The 7123-nt window shown below is 69.9% G+C and carries 7 protein-coding genes and 1 pseudogene; 5 read left to right on the top strand and 3 right to left on the bottom strand.

Annotated elements, in window-relative coordinates; genetic code table 11:
* The 3 genes from DQP56_RS21300 to marP all read left to right on the top strand — a co-directional run.
* A partial coding sequence (locus DQP56_RS21300) for a TlpA family protein disulfide reductase (RefSeq protein ID WP_133258993.1) occupies positions 1-386 on the top strand: 386 nt, incomplete at its 5' end.
* Positions 387-490: 104 nt separating this feature from the next.
* A complete protein-coding gene (locus DQP56_RS21295; RefSeq protein ID WP_234825765.1) occupies positions 491-1174 on the top strand; it encodes an NUDIX hydrolase in 684 nt (227 codons plus the stop codon).
* Entirely contained in the window at positions 1171-2364 is a 1194-nt protein-coding gene (gene marP / locus DQP56_RS21290; protein WP_112688831.1) for an acid resistance serine protease MarP, read from the top strand. Before DQP56_RS21295 ends, marP begins: the two co-directional genes overlap by 4 nt.
* Before the next feature lie 27 nt (positions 2365-2391).
* Here the strand turns inward: marP and DQP56_RS21285 are convergent, their stop codons facing one another.
* Together DQP56_RS21285 and DQP56_RS21280 are read right to left on the bottom strand one after the other, a co-directional pair.
* Positions 2392-3345: an alpha/beta fold hydrolase gene (locus tag DQP56_RS21285; protein ID WP_112688829.1), complete on the bottom strand. Its 954-nt coding sequence runs from the start codon at positions 3343-3345 to the stop codon at positions 2392-2394.
* On the bottom strand, positions 3345-3911 hold the full coding sequence (locus DQP56_RS21280; RefSeq protein ID WP_234825763.1) for a phage holin family protein: 567 nt from the start codon (positions 3909-3911) through the stop codon (positions 3345-3347). The genes DQP56_RS21285 and DQP56_RS21280 overlap by 1 nt, the downstream gene beginning before the upstream one ends.
* A gap of 154 nt (positions 3912-4065) precedes the next feature.
* On the opposite strand from DQP56_RS21280, the gene DQP56_RS21275 reads away from it, so the two are divergent.
* Positions 4066-4782, top strand: coding sequence for a chymotrypsin family serine protease (locus DQP56_RS21275; protein ID WP_112688827.1), 717 nt, complete (start codon positions 4066-4068; stop codon positions 4780-4782).
* Positions 4783-4823: 41 nt separating this feature from the next.
* On the opposite strand, the gene acs is transcribed toward DQP56_RS21275, so the two are convergent.
* Positions 4824-6800, bottom strand: a complete 1977-nt coding sequence (gene acs, locus DQP56_RS21270; RefSeq protein ID WP_112688835.1) for an acetate--CoA ligase — start codon at positions 6798-6800, stop codon at positions 4824-4826.
* A 39-nt stretch (positions 6801-6839) separates the two neighbouring features.
* Here acs and DQP56_RS21265 point away from each other — a divergent pair.
* Positions 6840-7123: pseudogene (locus DQP56_RS21265) on the top strand (oxidoreductase); the annotation flags it as partial.

Raw genomic sequence — 7123 nt, 5'->3', positions numbered from 1 at the left:
CGGCCGACGGTGCGCCTGTCGACGTGGCCGCAATGTTCGCCGGCCGCCGGGTGGTGCTGAACCTATGGGCCTACTGGTGCCGGCCGTGCCGCGACGAGTTGCCCGCCTTCGCCGAATACCAGCGCCGTGCCGGGCCGGACGTGATGGTGGTGACGGTGCACCAAGACGACAACCAGGCCGCGGGGTTGGCGCTGCTGGCCGAGCTGGGCGTGCGGCTGCCCACGCTGCAGGACGGCCGGCGCCAGCTGGCGGCGGCGTTGCGGGTGCCCAACGTGATGCCCGCGACCGTGGTGCTCGCCGCGGACGGTAGCGTTGCCCGCATCCTGCCGCAGTCCTTCGCCAGCGCCGATGAGATCGCCGCCGCCGTCGGGGGCAGTGGGCGTTGAGGTGCGGCGATGGGGAGCGGGCAGAGGGAGACGCGGTGAACGCTGGCGATTCCCGGTCTCGGGCCCCGGCCTGGCTGCGCCCGCTGGTCGACAACGCCGACAAGATGCCCAACGCCTACCAGCGTCGGCTGCCGGCCGACATCCGCAGAATGGTCACCGCGGCCAACGCCGAAGCCGACATCACCGGACACCAGCGCGACGCCGCGGTGCTGGTGTTGTTCTCCGGTCCGCCTTCGCAGCAGGCCGGTGACATACCGGAATCTGCCGACCTGCTGGTCACGGTGCGGGCCTCGACGCTGCGCCACCACGCCGGCCAGGCCGCGTTCCCGGGCGGGGCGGTCGATCCCGGCGATTCCGGGCCGGTGGCCACCGCGCTGCGGGAGGCCAACGAGGAGACCGGAATCGATCCGCGCCGGGTGCACCCGCTGACGGTGCTGCAAAAGGTCTTCATCGCACCCTCGGGGTTCCAGGTGGTGCCGGTGCTGGCCTACTCGGAGGACCCCGGGCCGGTCGGGGTGGTGGATCCGGCCGAGACGGCGGTGGTGGCACGGGTTCCGCTCCGGGCGTTCATCAACCCCGCGAACCGGTTGATGGTTTACCGTGATGCCCGCAGCAGGCGTTGGGCCATGCCGGCGTTTCGGCTCAACGAGATGCTGGTCTGGGGGTTCACCGCCCAGGTGATCTCGGCGATGTTGGATGTAGCCGGCTGGGCGCAACCCTGGGACGACACCGAGGTGCGTGGCCTGGACGAGGCGATGGCCCTGGTTGGAGGAGAAGGCGGGATATGACGTCGTCGCAGTGGCTGGACATCGCCGTGCTGGCGATCGCCTTCGTTGCCGCAGTGTCCGGCTGGCGCTCCGGCGCGCTCGGCTCGCTGTTGTCGTTCGTCGGCGTGGCGCTCGGCGCGATGGCCGGGGTGCTGCTGGCGCCACACCTGATCGAGCACGTCGCCGGTGCCCGGCTCAAGCTGTTCGCCGCGCTGTTTCTCATCCTGGCCATGGTCGTCATCGGCGAGGTCGCCGGCGTGGTGCTGGGCCGGGCGGTGCGCGGAGCGATCCGCAGCCCCGGTGTCCGCGGGGTGGATTCGGTCGTCGGCGTGGTGCTGCAGCTGGTCGTGGTGCTGATCGCCGCCTGGCTGCTGGCCACCCCGCTGACCGCCTCCGACCAGCCGAGCCTGGCCGCTGCGGTCAACGACTCGCGGGTGTTGCGCCAGGTCGACGACCTGGCGCCGGGCTGGCTCAAGAACGTGCCGCGACGGCTGTCGGCGGTGCTCGACGACTCCGGGCTGCCCGCCGTACTGGAACCGTTCAACCGCACACCGATCGCCGCGGTGGACGCGCCTGACCCCGGATTGGCCGCCAGCCCGGTGGTCGAGGCCACTGCGCCGAGTGTGCTGCGGATCCGCGGCGTAGCCCCCAACTGCCAGAAAGTGTTGGAGGGCACCGGTTTCGTGATCTCGCCCAACCGAGTGATGACGAACGCGCACGTGGTGGCCGGGTCGGACAGTGTGTCGGTGGAGAGCGGCACCAAGTCCTACGACGCCACGGTGATCTCCTTCGATCCCAAGGAAGACATCTCGATTCTGGCGGTGCCGGACCTGCCGTTGCCGCCGCTGCCGTTCGCGCCCTCGCCGGCCGAGCCCGACACCGATGCCCTGGTGCTGGGCTATCCCGGCGGTGGGGTCTTTGAGGCCACCCCGGCCCGGGTTCGCGACACGATCAACCTCGAGGGGCCCGACATCTACCGCACCACCACCGTCACCCGCCGGGTCTACACGATCAGAGGAACTGTGCAGCAAGGCAATTCCGGTGGGCCCATGATCGACATGGAGGGCAGGGTGCTCGGCGTGGTGTTCGGTGCGGCGGTTGACGACGCCGACACCGGGTTCGTGATGACCGCCGAGGAGGTGTCGAACCAGCTCGCCCGGATCGGCGACACCGCACCCGTGTCGACCCAGACCTGCGTCGGCGGTGAGTGAGTCGGGTCGGATCGCCGCCCGGCGTGGTTAGCTCGACGACAGGAACCGCATCAACTGCTCGTTGACCTGATCCGGCGCCTCCTCGTGGGCGAAATGCCCTACGCCGGGTAGGGATACGTACCGGCCATGGGGTGCGTAACGCCGGGTCTTGGCCACCGGATCCGCCAGCACGTAGGGGTCGTCGTCGCCGCGCAGGTGCAGCAGCGGGATGTTCAGTGTCCGAAGATCGAGCGCCTTCATGAATCGCCGGCCCTCCGAACGCAGTTGGCTACGCACCGCCCAGCGCTGGTACTCCAACGCGGAATGTGCTGCCGCCGGGATCTGGATCGCGGTACGCAGGTGACCGATGGTTTCCGAGAAGTCCTCGCTTGCCTGCCAATTCGCGCCGGCCCTGCTGCGCACCAGGCGTTCGATCTCGGCGCCGCCGCGGCGGGTCAGGGTGCGCTCCGGCCAGAACGGCAGCTGGTAGCGCAGCAACCACGGCAGCAGTGCCCGGCCCTGATCGGCGCGGGTCAGCGCCGAGTTGCGCAGTGCCGCCGGATGCGGCGAGCTGACCAGGGCGATGGCGCGCACCAATCGCGGGTGCAGCAGCGCGGTCGCCCAGCACACCAGTCCGCCGTCGGCGTGGCCGACCAGGGTCGCCGACGAGTGCCCCAGGGCGCGGATGAGTCCGGCGGTGTCCCCGGCCAGGGTCCAGCCGTCATAGCCGCGGGGCGGTTTGTCGCTGCCCCCGTAGCCGCGCAGGTCGACCGCGACGACCCGGACGCCGGTGAGCCCCCGCAGCTGGTGACGCCAGGTCCACCAGAACGAGCCGAAACCGTGCAGCAGCATCACCAGTGGCCGTGCCATCGGCGGGCCGTCGGCGGCGTCTTCGCCGGCCGGGATCGCCTCGACGACATGAAAGCGGATGCCGTTGGCGTGGATGTCCTGATGCCGCCACGGCCCGTCGATGCGGGTGATCGACGGATCCGGTGGCGGCACTACCAGCCCGAGGGGTCGGTGGCCGGTTTGCCGTCCGGCGCCTTCAGCGACTGCGGACCCGACGAGTGCAGCCGGTCGGGATCGGGGCGCAGTGCCTCGCGCGTCTCCCGCACCGATTCGATGGTTTGCCGCGGCCCCCGGATGCGCCGGACCCGCAGGAAGCCGAACAACGCCAAGCCCGAGGCGACGGTCAGCATGACCCCGAACACGATCAGGTAGGCGGCCCAGTCCTGAAGCCAGATGTTGAGCACCTCGGCCAGGAAGAAGAAGAAAAAGAAGGTGGAGTAAAACAGCACGACCAAGGCTGCGATGAAGAACACGCTGCCGGTCAGGCCCTTCTTGACATCCCGGGTGATCTCGGCGCGGGCGAGCTCGACCTCGGCGCGCACCAGTGTCGACATCTGCGCCGTCGCGTCTTTGACCAGCTCGCCCAGCGACGGGTCGGCCGGCAGCGCGTGGGGATCCGTCAACGGGATGGTCGCCAAGGTGTTGGGCACCCCGTTGCGGTCCGCCCTGGCGGATCTAATCGAGGCGCGTGACGCCTTCCTGCGATCGGCCTTGCTCACTGGCTGTCCTCCCGTTCGCTGTCGTCGCGGCTTAATGTTGCCATGCGGTAGCAGCCCCGACGACCCCGGCAAAGCAGCGGCCGAAATGGGCAGGCCCCACGTTAAGCTGTTTTTATACCCACCGGGGGTGGAGCTGATCGACGGGAGAGCCGCTGTGCAGATCGCACACCGCTGGTTGCTGCGCACCATCGCGACGGTGCTGACGTTGGCGTCATGCGTTGCGGCGGCCGGCCTTGCCGCGCCGGCCGCACGGGTCGCCGCCGACAACAAGGTGGTGATGGGCGGCGGCGCCGGGCTCGTCGTCGACGGTGACACGATGTGCACGCTGACCTCGATCGGCCATGACAACACCGGGGCGCTGATCGGCTTCACCTCCGCACACTGCGGTGGCCCGGGCGCCAAAGTCGCGGCCGAGGGCTCGGAGGCCAACGGCATTATCGGGTTGATGGTGGCCGGAAACGACAACCTGGACTACGCGGTGATCGAGTTCGACCCGGAGCGGGTGACGCCGGTGTCCAACTTCGGCGGCTTCATCATCGGCGGCATCGGACCAGACCCGTCCTTCGGCCAGATCGCCTGCAAGCAGGGTCGCACCACCGGGAACTCCTGCGGCGTCACCTGGGGTCCGGGCCAGGACCCGGGAACCATCGTCATGCAGGTGTGCGGTCGGCCGGGCGATTCCGGCGGCCCCGTCGTGGTGAACAACATGCTGGTCGGCATGATCCACGGCGCGTTCAGCGAGGCGCTGCCCACCTGCGTGGTCAAGTACATCCCGTTGCACACGCCCGCCGTCGTGGTGTCGATCAACGCGGTGCTGGGCGATATCAACGCCAACAACCGGCCCGGGGCGGGTTTCGTCCCGATCGGCTGATCGGACCGGCAGGCGATCGCGGCCCCGGCGGGCCGCCGCCTTCAGTCGGCCGCCCGGATCGCGTCGAACACGCTGGGGTCCACCAGGGTTGAGGTATCACCGAGTTCGCGGCCGTCGGCGACGTCGCGCAGCAGTCGCCGCATGATCTTGCCGCTGCGGGTCTTCGGCAACTCCGGGACCACGTGGACCTGGTGCGGGCGGGCGATGGGCGAGATCTCCACCGTGACACGCTCGCGCAGCTCGTCGGTGATCGCGCCACCGGCCGCGCTGTGCGAGGCCGCCAGCACCACGAACGCGCAGATCCGTTGCCCGGTCTGCTCATCGAGGGCGCCGACCACGGCGGCTTCGGCCACCGCGGCGTGACCGACCAGCGCGGACTCCACCTCGGCGGTGGAGATGCGGTGTCCGGACACATTCATCACGTCGTCGATACGGCCGAGCACCCAGATGTCTCCGTCGGCGTCATAGCGGGCGCCGTCACCGGCGAAGTACCAGCCCTGCTCGGCGAACCGCGACCAGTAAGTCTCGATGAACCGCTGCTCGTCCCCCCAGATCCCGCGGGCCATCGCCGGCCACGGCGCATCGATCACCAGGTATCCCGACACCGGTTCGCCGCCGGTATCGTTCGGCGACACCAGGTCACCGTGGTCGTCCACGATGCGTGCGGAGATCCCGGGCAGCGGGGTCATCGCGGCGCCCGGTTTGGCCGCGGCCACGCCGGGCAGCGGGCAGATCATCGCCGCGCCGGTCTCGGTCTGCCACCAGGTGTCGACCACCGGCACCGCGTCCCCGCCGATCACCCGGCGATACCAGCGCCAGGCCTCCGGGTTGATCGGCTCACCGACCGACCCCAGCAGCCGCAGACTGGACAGCCGGTGGGCGTCGGGGATGTCGCGACCCCACTTCATGAACGTGCGGATCAGCGTCGGCGCAGTGTAATAGATTGTCACGCCGTACTTCTCGATGATCTGGAAGTGACGGTGCTGGTCCGGGAAATCCGGCGTGCCCTCGTAGATCACCTCGGTGGCGCCGTTGGCCAGCGGCCCGTACACCGCATACGTGTGGCCGGTGACCCACCCGATGTCCGCGGTGCACCAGAACACGTCGGTGGCCGCCTTCAGGTCGAAAACGCAGTAGTGGGTGTAGGCGGCCTGAGTCAGGTAGCCGCCGCTGCTGTGCACGATGCCCTTCGGCTTGCCCGTCGTCCCCGAGGTGTAGAGCAGGAACAGCGGCTGCTCGGCCTCGAACGCCTCGGGGGAGTGCTCGGGTGATGCGGCGTCGATGACGTCGTGCCACCACAGGTCGCGGTCGGGAGTCCAGGCAACCTCGGCGCCGGTGCGGCGTACCACCAGCACATGCTCGACGGTGCTTGTCGCTTCGGCTGAGCTCAGCGCCTCGTCGACCGCGGGCTTGAGCGGAGCGGGCTGGCCGCGGCGGAACTGACCGTCGGAGGTGATCACCAGTTTCGCCTGCGCGTCGTCGATGCGGGAGCGCAGCGCGTGCGCGGAGTAGCCCGCGAACACCACGGTGTGCAACACCCCCAGCCGGGCACAGGCCAGCATCGCGATGATCGCCTCGGGGATCATCGGCAGATAGATGGCGACCCGATCACCGGCGACCAGGCCAAGGTCGGTCAGCGCATTGGCGGCCCGGCTCACCTCGGCGAGCAGCTCCGCATAGGTGATGGTGCGGGCGTCGCCGGTCGGCTCGCCCTCCCAGTAAATCGCCACCCGGTCGCCGTGACCGGCCGCCACGTGGCGGTCCACGCAGTTGTAGGCGACGTTGAGCCTGCCGTCGGCGAACCACCGGGCGAACGGCGCCCGCGAGTAGTCCAACACCTCGGTGAACGGCGTCGCCCAGTGCAGCCGGTTGGCCTGCTCGGCCCAGAACGCCAGCCGGTCGTGTTCGGCCGCACGGTAGGCCTCGGCGCCGGTGTTGGCCTGAGCGGCGAACTCGGGGGAGGGCGGGTAGGACGACGGCGAGTCTGCGGGGGCGGCGGTGTCAGGGTTCCGGCTCACGGTCAGCAGCCTAACCACCCGCCGGTAGTGTCACAGCCCGTGATCACCGACCCATTGGCCCCGCTGCTCGAATTGCCCGGAGTCGCCGAGGCCAGCGAGAAGGTCCGCGATGAGCTGGCGCGGGCCCACCGGCACAAGACCAACGTGCGGGGGTGGGCGGTCAGTGCCGCCGAGGCCTCGTTGCGGGCGGCCCGGGCGTCGTCGGTGCTCGACGGCGGCCCCACCACCGTGGATGCACGCTCGACCGGTGATCCGGTGTTCGCCGGCGCGCTGCGGGTGGCCCAGGCCCTGGAAGGCGGGGAGACCTCGCTGGTGGAGGTATG

Origin of the sequence: Mycolicibacter senuensis (assembly GCF_003284925.1) — a bacterium.
Taxonomy (GTDB): Bacteria; Actinomycetota; Actinomycetes; order Mycobacteriales; family Mycobacteriaceae; genus Mycobacterium; species Mycobacterium algericum_A.
Note: the sequence above shows the minus strand (reverse complement) of the source record. Positions and strands in the feature narration are given on the sequence as shown.